18 protein-coding genes and 1 tRNA gene are annotated in these 20,619 nt (G+C 61.2%); 13 read left to right on the top strand and 6 right to left on the bottom strand.

All coding sequences use genetic code 11. The annotated features are described in order from the left end of the window. The first annotated feature begins 173 nt into the window (after window positions 1-173). Together ACNHKD_RS13765 and ACNHKD_RS13760 are read left to right on the top strand one after the other, a co-directional pair. Complete coding sequence (locus tag ACNHKD_RS13765) at window positions 174-935, top strand: carbonic anhydrase (protein ID WP_442754047.1); 762 nt, start codon at window positions 174-176, stop codon at window positions 933-935. Window positions 936-1,465: 530 nt separating this feature from the next. Then, window positions 1,466-1,849 (top strand): very short patch repair endonuclease, encoded by a 384-nt coding sequence (locus tag ACNHKD_RS13760; protein WP_442756904.1) that lies wholly within the window; start codon window positions 1,466-1,468, stop codon window positions 1,847-1,849. Window positions 1,850-1,864: 15 nt separating this feature from the next. Here ACNHKD_RS13760 and ACNHKD_RS13755 read toward each other — a convergent pair whose 3' ends face one another. Beyond that, window positions 1,865-2,989, bottom strand: a complete 1,125-nt coding sequence (locus ACNHKD_RS13755) for a DNA cytosine methyltransferase (protein WP_442754046.1) — start codon at window positions 2,987-2,989, stop codon at window positions 1,865-1,867. Window positions 2,990-3,327: 338 nt separating this feature from the next. On the opposite strand from ACNHKD_RS13755, the gene ACNHKD_RS13750 reads away from it, so the two are divergent. Beyond that, the gene (locus tag ACNHKD_RS13750; RefSeq protein ID WP_442754045.1) at window positions 3,328-4,347 is read left to right on the top strand and encodes a hypothetical protein; all 1,020 of its coding nucleotides are present in this window, start codon (window positions 3,328-3,330) and stop codon (window positions 4,345-4,347) included. A gap of 384 nt (window positions 4,348-4,731) precedes the next feature. On the opposite strand, the gene ACNHKD_RS13745 is transcribed toward ACNHKD_RS13750, so the two are convergent. Beyond that, window positions 4,732-5,918 (bottom strand): IS3 family transposase gene (locus ACNHKD_RS13745; protein WP_442753301.1). Its coding sequence is split into 2 segments (ribosomal slippage): window positions 4,732-5,666 and window positions 5,666-5,918, totalling 1,188 coding nucleotides; the frame shifts between segments, so codons are not numbered across the junction. Between the two features lie 133 nt (window positions 5,919-6,051). Here ACNHKD_RS13745 and ACNHKD_RS13740 point away from each other — a divergent pair. From ACNHKD_RS13740 to istB, 5 genes are all read left to right on the top strand, one after another. Then, window positions 6,052-6,744, top strand: a complete 693-nt coding sequence (locus tag ACNHKD_RS13740; RefSeq protein ID WP_442754044.1) for a recombinase family protein — start codon at window positions 6,052-6,054, stop codon at window positions 6,742-6,744. A 453-nt stretch (window positions 6,745-7,197) separates the two neighbouring features. Continuing rightward, complete coding sequence (locus ACNHKD_RS13735; protein WP_442754043.1) at window positions 7,198-7,401, top strand: hypothetical protein; 204 nt, start codon at window positions 7,198-7,200, stop codon at window positions 7,399-7,401. Window positions 7,402-7,664: 263 nt separating this feature from the next. Continuing rightward, window positions 7,665-8,189: an HNH endonuclease signature motif containing protein gene (locus ACNHKD_RS13730; RefSeq protein ID WP_442754042.1), complete on the top strand. Its 525-nt coding sequence runs from the start codon at window positions 7,665-7,667 to the stop codon at window positions 8,187-8,189. 47 nt (window positions 8,190-8,236) lie between these two features. After that, complete coding sequence (istA, locus tag ACNHKD_RS13725) at window positions 8,237-9,736, top strand: IS21 family transposase (RefSeq protein WP_442754041.1); 1,500 nt, start codon at window positions 8,237-8,239, stop codon at window positions 9,734-9,736. Next, on the top strand, window positions 9,736-10,464 hold the full coding sequence (gene istB / locus ACNHKD_RS13720; protein WP_442754040.1) for an IS21-like element helper ATPase IstB: 729 nt from the start codon (window positions 9,736-9,738) through the stop codon (window positions 10,462-10,464). Before istA ends, istB begins: the two co-directional genes overlap by 1 nt. Before the next feature lie 986 nt (window positions 10,465-11,450). Here istB and ACNHKD_RS13715 read toward each other — a convergent pair. The 4 genes from ACNHKD_RS13715 to ACNHKD_RS13700 all read right to left on the bottom strand — a co-directional run bounded on the left by ACNHKD_RS13715 (window position 11,451) and on the right by ACNHKD_RS13700 (window position 14,321). Next, the gene (locus ACNHKD_RS13715; protein WP_442754039.1) at window positions 11,451-12,773 is read right to left on the bottom strand and encodes a DUF6538 domain-containing protein; all 1,323 of its coding nucleotides are present in this window, start codon (window positions 12,771-12,773) and stop codon (window positions 11,451-11,453) included. A gap of 84 nt (window positions 12,774-12,857) precedes the next feature. Then, window positions 12,858-12,933: transfer RNA gene (locus ACNHKD_RS13710), tRNA-Asn, on the bottom strand. 75 nt (window positions 12,934-13,008) lie between these two features. Next, window positions 13,009-13,920, bottom strand: coding sequence for a sugar kinase (locus ACNHKD_RS13705; RefSeq protein ID WP_442754038.1), 912 nt, complete (start codon window positions 13,918-13,920; stop codon window positions 13,009-13,011). A gap of 59 nt (window positions 13,921-13,979) precedes the next feature. Then, the gene (locus ACNHKD_RS13700; RefSeq protein ID WP_442754037.1) at window positions 13,980-14,321 is read right to left on the bottom strand and encodes a HesB/IscA family protein; all 342 of its coding nucleotides are present in this window, start codon (window positions 14,319-14,321) and stop codon (window positions 13,980-13,982) included. Between the two features lie 46 nt (window positions 14,322-14,367). Here ACNHKD_RS13700 and ACNHKD_RS13695 point away from each other — a divergent pair, with 46 nt between their 5' ends. From ACNHKD_RS13695 to nagZ, 5 genes are all read left to right on the top strand, one after another. Beyond that, complete coding sequence (locus tag ACNHKD_RS13695; protein ID WP_442754036.1) at window positions 14,368-15,591, top strand: deoxyguanosinetriphosphate triphosphohydrolase; 1,224 nt, start codon at window positions 14,368-14,370, stop codon at window positions 15,589-15,591. Window positions 15,592-15,726: 135 nt separating this feature from the next. Further along, window positions 15,727-16,203 (top strand): hypothetical protein, encoded by a 477-nt coding sequence (locus tag ACNHKD_RS13690; protein ID WP_442754035.1) that lies wholly within the window; start codon window positions 15,727-15,729, stop codon window positions 16,201-16,203. 72 nt (window positions 16,204-16,275) lie between these two features. After that, the gene (gene argS / locus ACNHKD_RS13685; RefSeq protein ID WP_442754034.1) at window positions 16,276-18,057 is read left to right on the top strand and encodes an arginine--tRNA ligase; all 1,782 of its coding nucleotides are present in this window, start codon (window positions 16,276-16,278) and stop codon (window positions 18,055-18,057) included. A 72-nt stretch (window positions 18,058-18,129) separates the two neighbouring features. Then, window positions 18,130-19,446, top strand: coding sequence for an SPOR domain-containing protein (locus ACNHKD_RS13680; protein WP_442754033.1), 1,317 nt, complete (start codon window positions 18,130-18,132; stop codon window positions 19,444-19,446). Window positions 19,447-19,590: 144 nt separating this feature from the next. Next, complete coding sequence (gene nagZ / locus ACNHKD_RS13675; protein WP_442754032.1) at window positions 19,591-20,595, top strand: beta-N-acetylhexosaminidase; 1,005 nt, start codon at window positions 19,591-19,593, stop codon at window positions 20,593-20,595. Window positions 20,596-20,619: the final 24 nt, after the last annotated feature.

The following is a 20,619-nucleotide window of genomic DNA, read 5'->3' as shown; positions in this document are numbered from 1 at the left end:
GACCGTCAGCGTGAACGCGCTGGCGGTCTTTTTTTATGACCGCGCTCGTTTTGTGACCACGCTTGCGGCTCTTCGAGAGTTTTCCCGGATGGATGGTCGCGCCCGAGACCGATCAGAGACCGCGATTAATTGATAATAAAAAAGCTTTCACTGTCCACATGGGAGGCTTGTTGATGTGTCAGTCCTGCGGATTTCCGAATATTGCGCATCAAAAGAAAATGCCTCGCCGGGGCTTCATGTTCGGCGCCGGGGCGGCGGGAGCGCTGTTCGTGGCGGGCGAGGCGCGCTCGAAAGCCAAAACTCGCGAATCGCGCAAGCCGGCCGCCTCTCCGCCCAGGCCGCAGAATGTCATGACGCCGGATGAGGCGCTGGCGCGCCTGATGGAAGGAAACAGACGCTATCAAAGAGGCGTCCCGAAGCGGCATGATTTTATCGCGGAGCGGGAAGCGCTCGTCGGCGGGCAGAATCCTTACGCCGCGATCCTCAGTTGCGCCGACTCACGCATCGCGCCCGAATACGCCTTCGATAGTTCGCGGGGCGATCTCTTCGTCTGTCGCGTCGCCGGCAATTTCGTCAATCCGGAAAATATCGCGAGTTTCGAGTTCGCGGTCGAAGTGCTGAAGACGCCGCTGCTGCTCGTGCTCGGCCACGAAAGCTGCGGCGCGGTGAGGTCGGCGATCTCCTCGATCGCAGACAAGACGACGCTGCCCGGTCATCTTCCTTATCTGGTGACGGCGCTGACGCCGGCGGTCAAGGCTGTCGCGGGCCGACCGGGAGACGAGCTTGCGAACGCCACGAAAGAGAATGTTCGTCTCGGCGTGGAAGCGCTCAGGACGGCGACGCCGCTGTTGAGCGCCGCGGTCAACGACAAGCGACTCAAGATCGTCGGCGGAGTCTATCGTCTCGCGGACGGGCAGGTTGAACTCTTCGCCTGAACCGAATGTCGGAGCGGGAGCGCCATCGACGTCAAGGACTGGCGCATGATTGTGAGAGCGGCGGTTTCGAGCCGCTCGATTTATGCGCGACCCCGCCGAGGAGGAACTGCGGCAAAAACCGGAGCGTTTCCAGTCAGTTGTGACTTATTAATTGATGGCTCCCCGAGTAGGGGCGCTTGTCCCTTGGGAGGCCAGTAAGCCTCTGACGTTGCAGCAATTTCTTTCGGCGAGTTGACCCGGTATCCCACTGGGTATCCCAAAGGTGGGGCAAGCGCAACCGCCCTCACATTGGCAGCAGCTTCATGCCAAACCCTGATAGACTTGATTGCAAATGGTCGACCGACTGACACCGAAGCAACGCAGCAACCTCATGCGACGTGTCGGGGGAAAGAATACAGCCCCCGAGATGGTTGTGCGCCGCCGGGTCGCACATACGGTGGGTTTCCGCTACCCTTCTTCGAAGGCTTTCTCGGCAAACCAGACCTATAGAGGCAACGTTGGATGCGCCGTCCAGAGAAACAAGCAGCCGTATGGCGCGTGTTCCTCAGAAAAATACTACTCCCGAGTTGGTATTGCGAAGGGCGCTGCACAAGCAGGGCTTGAGGTATCGCCTCAATGACCGAAGCTTACCCGGCACGCCAGACATAGTGCTTCCGTCACGCAAACTGGTAATCTTCGTTCATGGTTGTTTCTGGCATCAGCACTCATGCCACAGGGGAACGCAGCCAAGGACACGAGCGGACTACTGGCGCGCTAAGTTCAAGAGAAATGCTGAGCGCCATGAAGCGGCATCGCAAGCCCTCGATCAACTCGGTTGGGCTGTTCTCGTGGTGTGGGAGTGTGAGACCAAGGACAAGGCGCACCTCGAGCAACTTGTTGCGCAAGTAAGGTCTATGCCAACAATCAGTAAGTGACCATCTTGCGTCTTGTTAGACGCAGACCGGCTTACGATGAAGCAGAGGCCGCTTATCAGACTCGATTGAAGCCATATGGTTTTCGGAGCTGCTTTCGTTTATCCACTGGCAAGGCTGCGTTAAAACCCCTCCGAGGACTTCCGCAAGGATAGGCGAGACGGCGTTCGCGATTTGCAGTCGTTGCGAGGTTACGCCTCCAGCAAATAAAAATTTATCCGGAAAACCTTGTAATCTGGCTCCCTCACGCGCCGTTAGACCTCTGTGTTGGAAAGGATGGATGCAGCGAGTGCCCGATGGCTTACCCATGTTCTGAGTAACTGCCACCGCTGGGGAGAGGCTATGAAGGCGCGAGTATGAATTGTGGTAACCACTGGCCGGCTGGAGATGATGGGGAATAGATTGGCGATTCCCGCCATCCGGAATGTATGAGATGGCTTCGACAAGATAGGCGGGGTGGTCGCTCGCCTCATGACTTGTCAAACGCCTGCAAGCGCCCCTCAATTTTCGCTGGTAGGCTGTCGAAGGCTTGCTCGTATACTTTTCCACCCTTTCACCGGGCTGCAAGGCAGGCAAGTCACCGATTGCATCCCAAACAGTGACATATTCGTCTGGGGCATGCGTGGGTTTCGGCGGAACAAATTGGCGGCCCTTCAGATCGCCCACGAAAAAGATACGGCGGCGGAGCTGAGGCACACCGAAGTCGGCTGCGGTTAGTATGACAGCGGAGACGCTATAGTCAGGGAAGAGTGACGATACGAAGTCCACGAACTTCATATCCTTCAAGCCAAGCACGTTTTCCATCAGGAAGTTTCTCGGTCGAAGCTCGTTCACAACCCGCGCGAACTCTCTGACGAGCATGTTCCGAGGATCAGACCTCTCGCGACGGCCAACCGTCGAAAACCCTTGGCAAGGCGGTCCTCCGACAACCCAATCTGGTGAGGTCTTTACAAGCGAAGCGAGGCGCTTACCCGTCAGGAGAGAGATGTCCCCGGCATGAAAAAGTTCTTGTGGAAAATTCTGTCGGTAAGTCGCCGCCGCATCTTCCCAAATATCCGAGGCGAGAAGCGGCTTCCATCCAGCATTCTGTAAACCGAGGGACAAACCGCCCGCGCCAGCGAACAGGTCCACGAACGTCGTCATCTGCGTTTCCCACCAACCCGAGCAAACTGCCGATACAAGAGCGCGGCTCGCTTTACTTGTGAACGAACGGTTTGTGTTGCCTGCTTGAAACCGTCGCATTGGGTCAATGCGAACACAAATTCCTCATCTGCCTTTGGCGCGAGCAAATCCACCAATGTCGCCGCCCTATTGGCCCTCGAAACAACATCGCGCAGAGAGCGTTCGGAAAGCTGGGTGTTTCGCTGTAGCCAGTGATGGAACTCCTCTTGACGAGAAAGCATCTTTTCAGTCCCTGCTATACTCAGCGCCCTATTAACTGAGTCGGGAGAAGACGTCAAGTTTTTGACGTCAAACTTAGCATGGATGAAGCTGCTCTCTTCGAGGAACTCAAGGCCGAATTTAAGCGCAAAAAATTTGCCGCAGGGCTGCTCGTGGCAGAAGTGGATTTGATGCTTGCGCTGGACACCCCCTCACTGCACGCATCGAGCTTCGATGATGTCCTTGCCCTCTTTCCAAAGAGAGACGTGACTGCGTCTGGAAGCACGGCGAAAACTCTCATTGTCGACTTTGAAGAAGGAACCCTGAGCCTTCGCAAATTCTACAACATGGTTGAGCATTATTTCCGAGTCGAAAATCAACGCTATGACTATCCGAGCTGTCCGGGCCATGCCACGGGGTCTTGGGAGCAATATCGGCGCTGGCTGGACGCTCTCGCGACATTTGACAAGGCAAGCCTTGAGGCGCTGCGGCGAAAGGTTATTGATTTTGTGCTGGCTGAACTGCCAAGCCAAGCGTTTGATCCAGAGAGCGTGACGCGCGCTCCTCCTCTTTTCCAATACGTTCTCGAAGAGTTTGACCTCACTTCACGCAGGTCTGAACCCACAGGCGCCGCATATCAGGCGATTACTTTCGGCTTCATTCGAGCTGACAATCCTCACCTCCAATTAGAGACTCGGAAGGTTAGAACCGGATCAAAGCGCAGAGGAGGCATCGGTGATATTGACGGTTGGGATGGAGGCAGGTTGGCTACGTCTGCCGAGGTGAAGCAATACCAAGTCAAAGAAGAGGATGTCTCGACGTTTGAACCATTCGCAGCCGAGGTAAACCGGAGAGGTGCCATTGGTCTCGTCGTATCTCTCGGTTTCGTGGGGCAAGCCGCGTCAAAAATCGCAGACCTTGGGCTACATCCTCTGGATAGAGACGGGATGCTGGGCATCGTTAAGCTGTGGGATCCTCTCAAACAGAACGTTGCTATAGCCTCAACAAGCTATCACTTAGAGCGCATCGAAAGGAACTCGAACCTATTCGAGAGGTTTGATGCCTTCCTTGAAGGCAAAACGGAAGAGCATGCTGATAGCAAACACTCAACTGACGAATAAGTTTGTTATCCTGTGTTCCCGAGGCCAAATAAGGAGCCTCAGGAAGTCCGGGCCTAAATTTTGACCCCACAGCCTCACGTTAGACGACGACGACGACCTTTCAGGTGGATTTGTGAAGTCGGTAGGGAGGGGGGGTAGGATAGTAGGTATCCTACGCCGGAGGGACCCGTTGAGGGCTTGAGCGGTCGGCGTTGGTTGGTCTTTGTCCTTCTCCCGCAGCTCCCGAGGCTGGCGCGGCCGGCGGTCGACTGAGGGAACCTGCCAGCATCAATGGGCGCGACGTGGGCCCACTGCAAAATCATCGCAGCCGAAAAAGAACACAGCCCAAAAGCCTGCGCCTGAGTAGGTCAGAGGGCTTGTACGACCTGACCTGCCCCTAAGCTTTCATCCAGCGGCGAGTTGAGTCCTGGCGGTTGATACGCCCGAGGGCGCGAATGTAGCAACAGGCGATCGGCGGAGCTGGTCAGGGTTGCGCAGCCGGTCGCCTGTTGCGGTGAGATTGGCCGCGAAGGCCGCTGGCGTCGCGTAGCCGAGAGCGGAATGCGGGCGACGATGATTGTAGTCGTGGGTCCATGCGCCGATCTTCGCCCGCGCGTGGTCGAGCCCGAAGAACAACGTCTCGTTCAGGAGTTCGTCCCGCATGCGCCCGTTGAAGCTCTCGCAGAATCCGTTCTGCATCGGCTTCCCCGGCGCGATGTAACGCCACTCGATCCTGTTCTCGCTCGTCCACGACAGAACCGCGTTCGAGGTAAACTCCGTCCCGTTGTCGGAGATGATCATGCCGGGTATGCCGCGTCGCTTGATGAGCGCCGAAAGCTCCCGCGCCACGCGCTGGCCGGAGATGGAGGTGTCCGGGATCGCCGCCAGGCATTCGCGCGTCACGTCGTCGACGATATTGAGGATGCGGAAGCGCCGGCCACAGGCGAACTGGTCATGCACGAAGTCGAGCGACCAGCGCGCATTCGGCCGCGCCTCGACCGGAATGGGCGCCCGAGCTCCGACCGCGCGGCGGCGGGCTCGGCGCTTTCTCACCGTCAGCCCCTCCTCGCGATAGAGGCGGTAGATGCGGTTCTTGCCGGCCCGCTCACCCTCCTGCCGCAGCAGAACGAACAGCCGCCGATAGCCGAAGCGCCGGCGCTCATTGGCGAGGTCCCGCAGTCTGGCGCGCAACGCCGTGTCGGCCGGCCGCTTCGAAACATAGCGGACCGTCTTACGGTCGACGGCGACGATGTTACAGGCCCGACGCTCCGACAGGCTCATGACGGCCCGAAGGTGCGCGACGGCTTCGCGCTTGGCGGCGGGCCCTACCATTTTTTTGACAGAAGCTCCCGAAGCGCCGCCGACTCAAGCATCTGATCCGCCAAGAGCTTCTTCAAGCGCGCGTTCTCTTCCTCGAGCCCCTTCAGCCGCTTCGCCTCGGAGACGTCCATGCCCCCGAACTTGGCCTTCCAATTGTAGAGGGTCGTTTCCGAAACCGCGTATTTTCGCGCCAGATCAGCCGCTTTCGCGCCGGCCTCCTGTTCCCGCAAAATCCCGATAATCTGCTCTTCCGTGAACCGTTTCTTCTTCATCTCGTCCGTCCTGCAATAGCCCGGACTCTAATCGCTTCTGGGGGAATTTCTCAGGGGCAGGTCAGACCATTTGCGATGCTGTATCATCTCTGGCAACGTTCGATGCCAAAGTTGAGAGAAGGCTGCGAGACAGATGGCCACGGGGAACTTCGTCGCTTACCTCAGAGTCTCTACCACTAAGCAGGGCCAGAGCGGCCTTGGCCTTGAAGCACAGCAACGGGCCGTCGATAACTTTCTGAACGGTGGCCAATGGACACTGGTGGAAACGTTCGTCGAGGTCGAGAGCGGGAAGAACAACGACCGCCCGAAATTGGCCGAAGCCATCGAGGCTTGCCACCTTTACAACGCTACTCTGGTCATTGCGCGGCTGGATCGGCTGAGCCGTGACGCGCACTTTCTGCTTGGGTTGCTGAAGTCTGGCGTGAGGTTCGTGTGTTGCGACATGCCCCAGGCTGACAGCTTCATGGTCGGCATAATGGCGCAGCTTGCCCAGAAGGAGCGAGAGCTAATCAGCGAGCGAACGAAGGCCGCACTTCAGTCAGCTAAGGCCCGGGGCGTGAAGCTCGGAGGTGACCGGGGCAACTTCGCTGAGGTAGCTGCGCAGGGGCGCGCCGAAGGACGGAAGACGCAGGCGCAAGCTGCTGATGAGCGGGCCAAGCGGCTTGCCGGAACCCTCCAGCGGATGAGGGATCAGGGGCTATCCCTGAACGCAACGGCGGCTGAACTGAACGCGAGAGGCGTCGCAACCCCAAGGGGAGGCAGATGGACGGCTACGGCGGTCAAAAGAGCAGTCGAACGCTTGGGCGGGCCTCCAAGTTACGGATAGGGCCTCCAGACCCGCGAAACGAAGAGGGGAGCTACAGGCGTAGCTGAGCGGACCCAAAGCGCATCCAGACGGCTCAGGCGTAGGTCCGGCAGAAGCGAGAGCCCGGGACATAGTCTACTGTATCAGTGGTGTGATAAGAGGAAACCGTTCGATATCAATTTTTTACAAGAAGTTTTTCGGAAAAGCGCGCCCTGAAGGAAAGAGCGTCCCTACAGGATTGAAATAATTGTCTGCCAGATAGTTACCGGCTTTTTCTTGGGAAAGTCTACATCAGAGGGAGGCGGCAGCGAGAGTCCGGGGACTATAGTCTGCTGCAGCAGTAGTCTGATAGGCAGACTCGCTTTCTAATCAGAATCTTATGAGCATTTTTCCAGAAAAGTCCGACTCAGGGCAGAAGGAGGAGGTCTCAGCAACCCCTCCCCAATTGCACACACATTTTCACAAGAGAAATAAATGGCAAATATCAGAAAGAAAGGCGACATCAGTCGCATCAATGATGTTACCAAAGATTACTACAGCTTCTATGTGCGTCTCGTTGGCGAGGACCGAGAGAACCTTGAGAGATGCATTATAAAGCTTGAGAGAAAGCTCGGTATTACTCCGTCAAACCCTCTCATGATGAAGGTTCTGCTCAAGGAATATGCGAAAGAGGACTAAAAGGCTCCGGGGAAAGCTCTTTCCCAAGGCTACTGACGAACAGATTGCTCGGGAACTGCTGGTGCTGGCGAAGTCAGGTCATTTCAGGACGACAGAACGCCTCGCCAAGGCTCTCGGACTAACACAAGCAGACATGACGGAACTCCTCAGGCTCGGCCCAAGGTTGGGCCTGTGGGAACGCGGGGAGCTTCGGAAGCTTCTGGCCTCCCACAAGACCAACGAACAAAACCTAATAAACGATGCTATTCAGAGGCTTACATCAGATGGAAATTGAAGAACTTTTAGACAGCTACCGCTTTGAGAAGACGAACCCCGACCATCATCGCTCCAAGGCTTTGAAGACCAAAAATGTTAGATGCGAAGCCTTAGACCTCTCGGGTAAACCTGTCGAAGGCGACTGCGTAGTCTGTGTAAGCCATTCATCTCAAAATGGAAAAGGCTACACCAAGATCAGGATTGGGGACGGCCACTACTATCTCCACAGGCTGATGTGGGAGGTGTTCAACGGGTGCGAGATACCTGAGGGTTATGAGGTAGATCATATCTGTCGCAATAGGGCCTGCATAAACCCCAAGCACCTACAGGTCCTCTCAGGTGAAAGTCACCGGCTAAAGACCTTGCTTGAGCGCGGTAAGTTACCTGACAGCGAGGTCATTCTCTTGAAGAAACTTGGCCCCTTGCCTGAGGCCGCGATTATTGACCATTACGAAGTTTGGACTGTTATTCGGCGTGCAATTTTGACCCCTATACGAGGGGGATCGGCGTCCAAAATTGACCCCCTCCGGTGAAGCCGGGACAGTCCGCTCGCTTTGGTTGAACGGCGGGCGGTGGGGGGATGTTGATTGTGGAGACGATCGGGCGAATCCGTCGCGAGCATTTCGTCAAGGGCAAGACGATAAAGGAGATCGTTCGCGATCTGGGCATTTCGAGGAACACGGTCCGGAAGGCGTTGCGCTCGGAGGAAACGTCCTTCGCTTACGAGCGCGATTATCAGCCGTTTCCCAAGCTCGGACCTTGGTCGGACAAGCTCGATGAGATTCTGGCGGAGAACGAGAAGAAGGCGCCGCGCGAGCGGCTGACCCTGATCCGCATTTTCGAGGATCTGAGCGGGCTGGGCTATGCGGGCGGCTATGACGCCGTGCGTCGCTACGCGCGCAAATGGCGCAGCGAGCAAGGCGCGGCGACGGCGGCCGCTTATGTGCCGCTGAGCTTCGCGCCGGGCGAAGCCTATCAGTTCGACTGGAGCCATGAGATCGTTCTGCTCGACGGCGTGACGACGATCGTGAAGGTCGCGCACATGCGCCTGTGCCACAGCCGCATGCTCTTCGTTCGCGCCTATCCACGCGAGACGCAGGAGATGGTTTTCGACGCGCATGAGCGCGCCTTTTCCTTCTTCAAGGGAGCCTGCACGCGCGGCATCTACGACAATATGAAAACGGCGGTGGAGACGATCTTCATCGGCAAGGAGCGCAAGTTCAATCGTCGCTTCGCGCAAATGTGCAGCCACCATCTCGTCGAGCCGGTCGCCTGCACGCCGGCGTCCGGCTGGGAGAAAGGCCAGGTCGAAAATCAGGTCGGCTTGGCGCGGGAGCGGTTCTTCACGCCGCGCCTGCGGTTCAAGACCTATGACGATATGAACGCGTGGCTTCTCGATAAATGCGTCGGCTACGCCAAGGCGCATCCGCATCCGGAAATCGCGGACAAGACGATTTGGGAGGCATTCGAGGAAGAGCGCCCGAAGCTCGTCCAACTTCGCGGGCGGTTCGACGGATTCCACGAGCTGACGGCGTCGGTGTCGAAGACTTGTCTCGTGCGCTTCGACAACAACAAATATTCGGTCAATGCGAGCGCCGTCGGCGCCCCGGTCGAGATCCACGCCTACGCCGATCGCATCGTCTTTCGTCAAAAAGGACGCGTCGTCGCCGAACATGCCCGCGCCTTCGGGCGTGGCGCGACGATCTTCGATCCCTGGCATTACGTGCCGGTTCTCGCGCGCAAGCCCGGCGCGCTGCGGAATGGCGCGCCGTTCAAGGACTGGGTATTGCCGGGAGCGATCGAGCGCGTGCGGCGCAAGCTCGCCGGCAGTGACGATGGCGATCGCCAGATGGTCAAGATTCTGGCCGCCGTCGTCGACGACGGATTGATCGCGGTGGAAGCCGCCTGCGCGGAGGCGCTCAGCCAAGGCGTCCATTCCGCCGACGTCATTCTCAACATTCTCGCCCGCCGGCGCGAGCCGCCGCCCCCGCCGGCGATCCCGACACCCGAGTCGTTGACGCTGGTGCACATGCCGCTCGCCGACTGCGCCCGCTATGATCAATTGAGGAGAACGGCCTGATGGAACGCACGCAGCTCTTCGATCTCATGGGAGAGCTCAAGCTCTTCGGCATGAGATCGGCCTATGACGAGGTGATGTCGACCGGAATAAAGAGGCAGCATGAGCCGCCGCGCATCGTCGGCGATCTTCTCCAGGCGGAGATCGCCGAAAAATATGCGCGCTCCATCAAATATCAGATGACGATCGCCAAATTGCCGCTGGCGAAGGACATCGACGACTTCCAGTTCGACGGCACGCCGATCAATGAAGCGCTGGTGCGCGATCTCTCGAACGGCGGCTTCCTCGATCAACAACGTAATTGCGTTCTCGTCGGCGGAACCGGCACGGGGAAGACGCATCTTTCGATAGCGATCGCCAGAAATTGCGTTCGCGCCGGAAAACGCGGCCGATTCTTCAACACCGTCGAGCTCGTCACCAGGCTCGAGACCGAAGCGCGGGGAGGCCGTCAGGGGCGCTTTGCGGAATATCTCACGAGAATGGACTTCATCATTCTGGACGAGCTCGGCTATCTGCCATTCGCACAATCGGGCGGACAATTGCTCTTCCATCTGATCAGCCGGCTCTACGAACGCACCTCGATCATCGTCACCACCAATCTCGCTTTTGGTGAATGGCCGAGCGTGTTCGGCGACGCGAAAATGACCAGCGCGCTGCTCGATCGCCTCACCCACCATTGCGACATTGTCGAGACCGGCAACGAAAGCTGGCGCTTCAAGAACCGCGCCTGACGCTCCCAATCATATCGCCACCTGGAACGCACTCGCCCCGGCTGCGCTATCCCGCCAGCTCCGCCGGGGCGAGCGCTCGCGTTCCGCCCTGTGAAAAATGGGGGTCAATTTTGAACGCCGATCGGGGGTCAATTTTGAACGCCGATTGACAGTTTGGACTGCAGGGCGTGATATTCAGAATTGACTTGGTTCCCGCTAAGGGAAAGACTGCGATGTATTGGGATGGTCGGCATCTCGGTAACTCAGGTGAACCTCTATTCGCCGCTGCGAGACTTCTACTCGGGAGTGGAGAGGCCAGACCTGAGGACACTATAGAGACCTTCAGAGACGGCATGTTGTGCCTGAGGGCATCAGTAGGGGTTGCCTCACGACTGACTGTCGATGAGCGAGCGAAGGGCGGTATTCGCATCTGCCAAAGCTCGGAACGGGTTCCAGCCGTGGCCTTCTCTCTGGAAAGCCTCCGGAAGCCACGGATAAGGCTTCCAGATTCGCGAAAGGGGAGGCCGAGCTACAGGTGTGGCTGAGCGGGCCCAAAACGTATCCACGAGGCTTATACGTGCCTTAGAAAGGATTCCCCCGGTTCTCCGGGGGTCTCCACAAGGAAGGGGAGGATTTTGGCTCCGGGGTCTTGAAATATCGAAAACGGTTACTATCCGCGCGTGCGCAATCTTTGTTATACATTAGTTATACTATAGTATCTTGAAGATTAACGAGTGGTAATAACCTGAATAATATAACTCAAGTTACCTTATTATGCATTAGTATTCCATAGCAGACTTGGCCTAACTGGTCCGGCTTCTTCATGGTCATTTCTCTTTGTGTCCTAACTTCGGTGTTCCTTATCGGTAAGCTGCTTGTGTTACTGCAAGTTACCTGAGGGTATCCTATGCTTGTGGTCTAAGGAGGCTTGTGTGATATTTTTGTCACAGTAAGCCTGGCTATAACGTGACCTCAGTCAAATGTTCTATGCCTCTCGCAGTAGGTTGTTATCGAAGGCAAATGCGAAGCAGCCAATCCCTCAGGACCTCCAAGGGATAACCTTTGCCATATCCCTGAGATACACTTCGGCTACCCCATCCTCCGACTTGTTCGGCTATGGCCTCAGGACACTGAGCGGCCCTCAAGCGGTCCCTGAGGCTGTGGCGAAAGCTGTGCGAGGTCTTTCCCCCGGATAATGGCCGAAGCCACTTGTTGATTGCGTTGGAAGCGTGGGTCGCCTTGGAGCCTTCGTAGCGAGGGAATAGCCACGGTCTACTTCCGGCCCCCCCGCAGCTTGCCGCCTGAAAAGCCCTCTGCGCCGCCCACAGGCTGACACCTACCAGCGGCACCTCCCTTTCGGATTGCCGAGTCTTCAGGGAGCGTTTCTCGTGGGGCCTGATCTTGATGCAGGGGGTAGGACCGAGGTCAATATCGGTCAGCCTCAGCCCCACAAGCTCGCCCAGTCTGGCCCCAGTCTCGATCTGGAGGGCTACCAGCCACCTGAGGTCGTCATCGGCGTCTCGGGCCTTGTCGCTGATGAGCTTGAGTTCAGACAGTGTGAACGGCGCTCGCTCCTTGCTGTCGTGACCCTCGTTCGGGATGGTGAGCCGCTCGAAGGGGTTGGAGACCGTTATCTCGAACTCAATCAGCGCCTTGTTGAGGACGGCCTTGATGGAGGCAAGACGCCTCTTGAAGGTGACGGTGGTCATCTGCGAGAGGAGGGCGTCTCGCCACTCAGCGACCTCTCGGCGTCTATAGCTGTCTATCGGCCGGTCTCCGAGGACCTTGGTCACCAAGCCAATCGCAAGCTCGGTTTCTCGGGCGAACTTGGGCTTCTTACCGTTCTTGTGTTCGGCCAGATAGACGGACAGCGCCTCGCTCAGAAGCGGAACGGACTTGTCCCTTTCAAGGAGGTTGATGGCCTCTTCGTGGACCACGGAGCCGTACCTGTCGTCATCCTCAAGAAGTTCGGTGAGAACCTGGGCTCGGCTCCAGACACCTCTTTCACCCTTGGGGCCGGGCTCTATCCACTCGGTAGGCCGAAGCTCGTCTATGAGAGCCTGAGCAGCTTCGCGAACCTCAGGGGGACTGAGGTCGCTACGGTCGCTCATAGACTTCCACAGAGCTTCGTCCGCTGCGGCCATCTTGGACGCCTTCTTCGCCGCCACCAGCTTGTCTGAGGTTTCGAGCGATACGCGCTTGAGCTTCCGGCCTCCATACCGAGCCTGTAGGTGCTTCGGAATCTTGCGCCAGTAGTAGTAGGTGCCGTTTCGGAGGAGGAGGTGCTTCACCATCAGGACGAGGCCGTTCCCAAGGACGAAGGTAGGCAAGGCGGTATCCCTTCCGGTATCCCAGACGAGCCGGGAGGACAAGGGTCAACCGCTTGAAAAAGCAGACAGTTTGTCGATTGGAACTGGCTCCCCGAGTAGGACTCGAACCTACGACCTAGCGATTAACAGTCGCGTGCTCTACCAGCTGAGCTATCGGGGAACGTCGTGGTGCAGGGCGTATACAAGGGGCTGACGGGTTTGCCAAGCCCTTTTACGCGTTCTGTGGAAAACGCTGTTAAACAAGGGCTTTCGTTGTGACGCTTTCGGCGAATTCGGCTGTGGCGCGGGCAATGTCCTCGCGACTCGGCAGACCGGCCTCGTTACCGAGACGCTGGACCTTGTACGCGGAGGCGGCGCGGGCGAATTCGAAATGCGCGCGCCAGGGAGCGTCGGGCCGTTCGAGATAGGAGGCGCAATAGGCGCCGTGGAAGACGTCGCCTGCGCCGGAGGTGTCGACCACCCGATCCGAGGGCACGTGAAGCGAGGGCAGATGCTGGAGCACGCCATCCTCGCCATACCAGAAGGTTCCCTTCTCGCCGACGGTGACGGCGCCGATCCGGCAGCCCTTGGACTTCAGCCAGGCGAGCATTTCCGGTTCGGTGAAGGACATCTGCTTGCAAAGCTGCTTGGAGACGACGGCGACGTCGACGAAGTCGAAAATCTCCTCGATATGCGGGCGCATGGCCCCGCCGTCGATCGAGACGAGCACGCCGCGCTCGCGCGCCGCCCTGGCGTAATGAATGGCGGCGTCGGGCATGTGGCCGTCGAGATGCACGACCCGGGCGGACGAAATGTCCAATCGCACGAAGGGCTGGAGATAGCGGTCGTCTCTCGCGCGCAGAATGGCGCGCTGGCCGTCATTCGGCCAGATGAAGGAGAGCGAGGAGCGCGCCACTTTCCTGGGATGCAGCCGCACGCCGTAGCAGTCGGCCATTTCCGCGAACATATGGCCGAGCCAGTCGCGGGCCTGCGTCGTGAGGATATGCACGTCATGGCCGAGCTTGGCGCAGGCGAAGCCGGCCGTCACGGCGTTGCCGCCGAAGCTCACCGCATAGTCGCGCGCGACCGTTTTTTCGTCGTCGACGGGCATTTCATCGGCGAGCATGGTGACGTCGATATAGGCGTGACCGATAAAGAGCGCGTCCAAGGCAAACTCCGCTGTGCGACGATCCGCCTAATCTCGCCGAAGCAAATGGCGCGGACGTGTCAGATCGAAAAGCTCGTGCCGCAGCCGCAGGAGGCGGTGGCGTTCGGGTTCTCGACGCGGAAGGACTGACCCATCAGATCGTCCACGAAGTCGATCTTCGCGCCGGCGAGAAAGCCGATCGAGGCGGGGTCGATCGCGACGCGCGCGCCGTCGCGCTCGACAAGCGCGTCTTCCGCGGTGGGCGCCCGGTCAATTGCAAACTGATACTGGAAACCCGAGCAGCCGCCGCCCTCGACCGACACGCGGAACACGGCGCCGGGGGCCTCGCTGGCGAGAAGCGCGACGATTCGCTTCGCCGCCTGTTCAGTGAGCGCCACATCGCTGGCCGCGGTCGCCGTCATGCTTATGTCCTCGTTGTCTTCTTGCTTCCATCCGGAAATGCGGTCTATGCGCTGCAACATAGGCCCGCCGCCCGGGCCTTTCAATGACTGGAGCCCGACCGTGGCGCTGCGCCAGCCCCTCGCGCCTTACGCCTGCGACGCGACGAAATCGCGGGGCCGCCTCTACGCCGTGTCGCCCTCGCCGACGCGCAGCGAGTTCCAGCGCGACCGCGACCGGATCATCCATTCGACCGCCTTCCGGCGCCTCGCGCACAAGACGCAGGTTTTCGTGCCCCTCGATGGCGATCATTTCCGCACGCGCCTCACCCATACGATCGAAGTCGGCCAGATCGCCCGCGCGCTGGCCCGCGCGCTCGCCGCTGACGAAGACCTCGCCGAGGCGGTGGCGCTGGCGCATGACCTGGGACATACCCCCTTCGGCCATGCCGGCGAGGAGGCGCTCGAAGCCTGCATGAAGCCTTATGGCGGCTTCGACCACAACGCCCAGGCGCTGCGGGTGGTGACTCTGCTGGAACGGCGTTACGCCGACTATGACGGCCTCGATCTCACTTGGGAATCGCTCGAGGGCATCGTCAAGCATAATGGACCGCTCGAGGGGCCGCGGGCGCTCAAGCCTTTGCCGCGCTATGTGCGCGCGTTCAACGCCGCCTGTCCGCTGGAGCTTTCGACTTTCGCGAGCGTCGAGGCGCAGGCGGCGGCGCTCGCCGACGATATCGCCTATCTCGGTCATGACCTCGATGACGGCCTGCGCGCCGGGCTCTTCTCGCTCGACGAGATCGCCGGGGCCGTCCCTTTCGCCGCCGCCCTGCTGGAGGAGGTGAACGCGAAACATCCCGGCCTCGAACGCGGCCGCGTAATCCACGAGCTGGTGCGCCGGGTCATCACCCGCTTCGTCGAGGACGCCGTCGCGACCGCAAGGGCGCAGCTCGAGCGGCTGGCGCCCGGAAGCGCCGCGGATGTGCGCAACGCCGAGGCGGCGATGGTGGCGCTTTCGCCGGGCATGGCGCAGGCGGAACACGATCTCAAGCGCTTCCTTTTCGTCCATATGTATCGCCATGCGCGCGTTTTCGGGGTCTGGGAGCGCGCCCGCGACGCCATCTCCCGGCTCTTCCCGGCGTTTCTCGAAACGCCGGCCCTGATGCCGCCCGAATGGGCGACGCTCGCCGCCATGGGCGGGGAGGCGGCGCGGGCAGTGGTGGTCGCGGATTACATTGCGGGTATGACGGACAGATACGCCCTCGGCGAAGTGAAGCGCATCTTCGGAGAATGAGGGCGATGAGGGGAACGCCTGGCGTGAGCGAGTCCTTCCTCTTTATGGTCGCCGCATGCGCACATTTCGAAAGTCGCCAACGCCGTCATGACCGGAACGAGCCACCGCTCTCGATGCGGCAATTGGAGGTAATCGATGGACAAGCTTGCGCTGGCCCGGGCGATCCATGTGGCCGCCATTGTTCTCTGGATCGGGGGCGTCGCCTTTGTCACGACGGCGCTGCTTCCGGCCATCGGACGAATGGACCGCCGCGACAAGCTCGCCTTTTTCGATTTTATCGAACGGCGCTTCGCCTGGCAGGCCCGCGCGACGACTCTGCTCGCGGTGGCCAGCGGTTTCTATATGGTCGCGGAATACGACATGTGGGACCGCTTCCGGTTTGTCGCCTATTGGTGGATGCACGGCATGGTCGCGGTCTGGGCGGTTTTCACTTTCATGCTGTTCGTGGCGGAGCCGCTTTTTCTCCACCGCTGGTTGGAGTCGCGAGCGGCCGCCGATCCGGAAGGGACATTCGCCCTCGTGGGACGGCTGCACCGGTTTCTCTTGACGATCAGCCTGATCGTGGTGATCGGCGCCGTCGCCGGCGCGCATGGCGCGAGCTTCTTCGGGTGACGCGCCGGGCGGATGATTTCAGGCCGCGAACCTGCTAAACCGGCGCGCAATCCCCCATCTCGTCGGACCTCCATGAACATTTTCGATATCTTCCACGCCCGCATCGCTTCGATCCTCGAAGGCTTCCAGGCCGAGGGCCGCTTGCCGCCGCTCGATCTCGCGCGCTTCGTCGTCGAGCCGCCGAAGGACGGGGCGCTGGGCGATCTGGCCTGCAACGCGGCCATGGTCTACGCCAAGGAAGCCAAGCCGTATTTCGCCAATCCGCGCGAGCTGGCGGTCGCGATCTGCTACGCGCTGGCGGAGTCGGAAGGGGTGGCGACGGCCGAGGTCGCCGGGCCGGGCTTCATCAACATCCGCCTGAAGCCCGGGATCTTCTCGCAGGTGCTGCGCGCCGCGCTGAACGACCCCGAGAATTTCGGCCGGGTCGAGAAGGGCAGGGCGGGAGCGCTTCAGGGCAAGGTCAATGTCGAATATGTCTCCGCCAATCCCACCGGCCCGATGCATGTCGGCCATGGCCGCGGCGCGGTCTTCGGCGACGCGCTCGCCAATCTCCTCGCCTTTTCCGGCTGTGAGGTGACGCGCGAATATTACATCAACGACGCCGGCGCGCAGATCGAGGTGCTCGCCCGCTCCGCCTTTCTGCGCTACCGCGAGGCGCTGGGTGAGGCCATAACCATTCCGGAAGGCCTCTATCCGGGCGATTATCTCAAGCCCGTGGGCGAAACGCTCGCCAAGGCGCATGGCGAGGCGCTGCTCGGCAAGAGCGAGGGCGAGTGGCTGCCGATCGTGAGAAACGTGGCCATCGACGCGATGATGGACATGATCCGCGACGACCTCGCCGCGCTCAACATCCGCCACGAGGTCTTCTTTTCCGAACGCACGCTGCACGACGCGTCGCATGGCCCGTCGAGGATCGACGCGGCGATCGAGTGGCTGCGCGGGAAGGGCCTCGTCTATGAAGGCCGCCTGCCGCCGCCCAAGGGCCAGTTGCCCGACGACTGGGAAGATCGCGAGCAGACGCTGTTCCGTTCCACGGATTTTGGCGACGACGTCGACCGCGCGCTGAAGAAGTCCGACGGCTCGCCGACCTATTTCGCCGCCGACATCGCCTATCACAAGGACAAGATCGATCGCGGCTTCGACACCCTCGTGGACGTCTGGGGCGCGGACCACGGCGGCTATGTGAAGCGCATGGGCGCCGCCGTCGCCGCGCTCTCTGACAAGAAAGTCTCGCTCGACGTGAAGCTCTGCCAGCTTGTGAAGCTGATGCGCAATGGCGAGCCGGTGAAAATGTCGAAGCGCGCCGGGGATTTCGTCACCTTGCGCGAGGTCGTCGACGAAGTCGGCGTCGACGCGGTGCGCTTCATGATGCTCTACCGCAAGAATGACGCGCCGCTCGATTTCGATCTCGCGAAGGTTATCGAGCAGTCGAAGGACAACGCCGTCTTCTATGTGCAATACGCCCATGCGCGGGCGAAATCCGTGCTGCGTCAGGCGCTCGCCGCTTTTCCCGACCTCGACGCGTCGTTATCGACGCTTGCCGAGTCGAAGCTCGAACTGCTGACGGATGAAGGCGAATTGCAGCTCGCGCGCATGATCGCGCAATATCCGCGCGCGATCGAGGCGGCGGCGGCGGCGCACGAGCCGCACCGCGTCGCCTTCTATCTCCATGAGCTGTCGAGCATTTTCCACGCCCATTGGAACCGCGGCAAAGATCAGCCACAATTACGCTTTGTTAATGCAACGGAGAGAGATTTAACGAGCGCCCGGGTCGCAATGGTTTTATCCTTAACCGTCGTCCTGGGGTCGGGCCTGAGACTTCTCGGCGTGAGCGCCCCCGACGAAATGCGTTGACGCGCGCCCCTCGGCCCGCCGCGCGACGCTTGACGATAAGCTCCGCGAACGGGAAGACGATCGAGGTGGATCATGCGTGAATCGTCCGTCAGAGGCCCCGCTATCGACCTCTCGGAATTCGAGCGGCGCATGCGGGGAGGGGAGCCGCCCAAGGCCGCCCCGAAAGCTGACCCGCTGAGCGAACTCGCCCGGCTGATGCAGGGCGAGCAGGCCGAGGCCGATCCCTTCCGCGAATTGCTGCCCGATCCGCGCGCGCAGCGGGCCGCTCCGCCGGCCCCGCCGGCGTCGGCATGGGACGCCCGTCTGCGCGGCTCCTACGACGCGCCGCCGCCCCTTCCGCCGGAGCCGGCGGCGCATTATGACGACAGCCATCAGCATTACGCCGAGCACGACGCGGCCTATGGTCAGGATCAGGGCTACGCGGAGCATGGCTACGCCGACCGCCAATATGACGCGGCTTATCACGGCGGCGCGGAGGGCGGCTGGGGAGACGACGCCCAATATCTGGATTACGGCGCCGAGGACGGGCTTGACGGCGACGGGCGCGGCGGCGGGATCCGCAAATTGCTGCGCCCCTGGCACGCCGCGGCGGCGATCGCGGTCGTCGCGATCGGCAGCATCGCCTGGGGCTTCATGCATCGGAACGGCGGCGGCGCCTCCAAGGAAATCGCCGTGATCAACGCCCCGGAAGGACCGGTGAAGGTCAAGCCGGCGGCGGAGGCGGACCAGGAAGCTCCGAACGCCAGCGGCGCCGCGGTTCTGGACCGCAAGGATCCGACGCCGGTCAAGCAGGTCGTCACGCATCAGGAGCAGGCGGTCGATCCGACTGTCGCGCCCAAGGTTGTGAGGCTGGGCAACGGCCCGGTCGACGCGCCGCATGAACCCGCCCTGGGCGCGCAGCCGAAGAAGGTGAAGACCGTGACGGTTCGCCCGGACGGCAGCCGCGTCGACGACGCCGCTCTGCCGCCGGCGGTGGCCAAGAACGCCGCTCCGGCCCCGGCCGATCCGGCGCTCGCGAAGGGCGCGACGCCCAAACCCGACGCCAGGACCGCCACCACGCCGGTCGCCAAGCCGAAGCCCGCGCCGAAGGTCGCCGCGACCGAGCCCCCGCCTGCGGCGGATGACGCCGCCGACGCGGCCGCGCCTCCCGCATCCTCCAGCGGCAACTACGCCGTGCAGTTCGGCGCCGCCAATAGCGAGGAAGAGGCGCGCAACCTGCTCAAGACGGTCTCCGCCAAATACGGCGTCAAGGCCACATTCAAACCCGCCAAGGTGGGCGACAAGACGGTCTTCCGCGTCCGCGTCGCCGGGGTGAGCAAGGACTCGGCGAATGCGATCTGCAACAGGGTCAAGGCCTCCGGCGGCAATTGCTTCGTTGCGGGGAATTGACGCCCCACGCCGTCATGGCCGGGCTCGTCCCGGCCATCCACGCTCGGCCGCCTCTCCTCTCTTCACAAATTTCTTGTAACTGCCGCGTGGATGCCGGGCACAAGGCCGGGCGTGGCGGGCGGCTAGGTTTTGGACCCATCACGCATGCGCGCCTTCATCTGCGGCCTGAAAGGCCTCTCCCTCGACGCCGAAGAGCGGGCCTTTCTGCGCGACGCCGCGCCTTGGGGCGTCATCCTCTTCCGCCGCAATGTCGAGAGCCGCGAGCAGATGGCGCGGCTGACCGCCGAGCTGCGTGACGCGCTCGGCCGCCATGCGCCGGTGCTGGTCGATCAGGAAGGCGGGCGCGTGCAGCGGCTCAATACGCCGAACTGGCGCGCTTATCCGAGCGCCGCGCGCTTCGAGGCGGCGGGGCGCGACGCGACGCAAGCCGAGCGGCTCGCCTGGCTCGGCGCGCGGCTGATGGCGCATGATCTGCGCGAGGTCGGGATCGACGTCGACTGCCTGCCGGTGCTCGACGCGCCGGCCGAAGGCTCCCACGCCATCATCAGCGACCGCGCCTATAGCCGCGACCCGGCCCGCGCCGCGAAGCTCGGCCGCGCCGCCGCCGAGGGGCTGATGGCCGGCGGCGTCGCGCCGGTGATGAAGCACATCCCCGGCCATGGCCGCGCCAGAGCGGACAGCCATCTGGAGCTCCCCGTGGTCGAGGCGAGCCGCATCGAGCTGGAGGCGGTCGATTTCCCGCCCTTCGCCGCGAACGCCGATCTGCCGATGGCGATGAGCGCCCATGTCGTCTACACGGCGATCGACCCCGCCGCGCCCGGCACGCAGTCGAAAACGGTGGTGGAGGAGATTATCCGCGGCCTGATCGGCTTCGACGGCCTGCTGATGACCGACGACCTTTCCATGAAGGCCTTGACCGGCAGTTTCCGGGAGCGCGCCGAACGCGCCATCGCCGCCGGCTGCGACATGGTCCTGCATTGCAATGGCGACCTCGCCGAGGCCGGCCCTGTGGCCGAAGGCGCGCCCGTGCTGGCCGGCAAGGCGCTGGAACGGGCGGAGAAGGCGCTTGCCTGCGTCCGGGAGAGCGAGCCGTTCGACGTCGCGGCGGGCGCCGCGGAGTTCGAGGCGGCGATGGGGACGGTCGCTTGACGTGGCGCGCCCCGTGAACTCGCG

It is taken from the genome of Methylocystis sp. JAN1, from assembly GCF_052186135.1.
In the GTDB taxonomy this organism is placed as follows: domain Bacteria; phylum Pseudomonadota; class Alphaproteobacteria; order Rhizobiales; family Beijerinckiaceae; genus Methylocystis.
The sequence above is the reverse complement of the archived record's forward strand: the minus strand, read 5'-3'. Positions and strand labels throughout refer to the sequence as shown.

Coding starts and splice junctions, on each gene's coding strand:
- ACNHKD_RS13765 (WP_442754047.1), top strand. CDS start 174: ATGTGTCAGTCCTGCGGATTTCCGAATATTGCGCATCAAAAGAAAATG.
- ACNHKD_RS13760 (WP_442756904.1), top strand. CDS start 1,466: ATGGCGCGTGTTCCTCAGAAAAATACTACTCCCGAGTTGGTATTGCGA.
- ACNHKD_RS13755 (WP_442754046.1), bottom strand. CDS start 2,989: ATGACGACGTTCGTGGACCTGTTCGCTGGCGCGGGCGGTTTGTCCCTC.
- ACNHKD_RS13750 (WP_442754045.1), top strand. CDS start 3,328: ATGGATGAAGCTGCTCTCTTCGAGGAACTCAAGGCCGAATTTAAGCGC.
- ACNHKD_RS13740 (WP_442754044.1), top strand. CDS start 6,052: ATGGCCACGGGGAACTTCGTCGCTTACCTCAGAGTCTCTACCACTAAG.
- ACNHKD_RS13735 (WP_442754043.1), top strand. CDS start 7,198: ATGGCAAATATCAGAAAGAAAGGCGACATCAGTCGCATCAATGATGTT.
- ACNHKD_RS13730 (WP_442754042.1), top strand. CDS start 7,665: ATGGAAATTGAAGAACTTTTAGACAGCTACCGCTTTGAGAAGACGAAC.
- istA (WP_442754041.1), top strand. CDS start 8,237: ATGTTGATTGTGGAGACGATCGGGCGAATCCGTCGCGAGCATTTCGTC.
- istB (WP_442754040.1), top strand. CDS start 9,736: ATGGAACGCACGCAGCTCTTCGATCTCATGGGAGAGCTCAAGCTCTTC.
- ACNHKD_RS13700 (WP_442754037.1), bottom strand. CDS start 14,321: ATGACGGCGACCGCGGCCAGCGATGTGGCGCTCACTGAACAGGCGGCG.
- ACNHKD_RS13695 (WP_442754036.1), top strand. CDS start 14,368: ATGCGCTGCAACATAGGCCCGCCGCCCGGGCCTTTCAATGACTGGAGC.
- ACNHKD_RS13690 (WP_442754035.1), top strand. CDS start 15,727: ATGGACAAGCTTGCGCTGGCCCGGGCGATCCATGTGGCCGCCATTGTT.
- argS (WP_442754034.1), top strand. CDS start 16,276: ATGAACATTTTCGATATCTTCCACGCCCGCATCGCTTCGATCCTCGAA.
- ACNHKD_RS13680 (WP_442754033.1), top strand. CDS start 18,130: ATGCGTGAATCGTCCGTCAGAGGCCCCGCTATCGACCTCTCGGAATTC.
- nagZ (WP_442754032.1), top strand. CDS start 19,591: ATGCGCGCCTTCATCTGCGGCCTGAAAGGCCTCTCCCTCGACGCCGAA.